This is a genomic window from Pseudomonas sp. SIMBA_068, from assembly GCF_046534705.1.
Taxonomy (GTDB): domain Bacteria; phylum Pseudomonadota; class Gammaproteobacteria; order Pseudomonadales; family Pseudomonadaceae; genus Aquipseudomonas; species Aquipseudomonas putida.
The window spans coordinates 1-228 of the sequence record NZ_JAWRYI010001915.1 but is presented as its reverse complement, the minus strand read 5'-3'; the positions used below and the strand labels follow the sequence as shown (position 1 = coordinate 228).

Here is a 228-nt window from a genome sequence, read left to right as displayed (position 1 = left end):
GGAACTGGTGAAATCCCAGTCACGCGACGGCGACCCGGACTTTGCGGCTTATTATAAAGAGCCGTCGAAAACTATCCCTGACCCGAAACTCAACCTGGTTTATATCTACGGCGAAAGTCTCGAGCGGACCTATTTTGATAACGAGGCTTTCCCGGATCTCACGCCTGAACTGGGCGCGTTGAAAAATGAAGGCCTGGATTTCAGCCACACGCAGCAGCTGCCGGGAAC

At 53.5% G+C, this 228-nt stretch carries 1 protein-coding gene; it reads left to right on the top strand.

Annotation, left to right across the window (positions count from 1 at the left end; translation table 11 throughout):
* Positions 1-228, top strand: a 228-nt coding sequence (locus SB756_RS36455) for a hypothetical protein (protein ID WP_410914131.1), incomplete at both ends; no start/stop codon positions are given.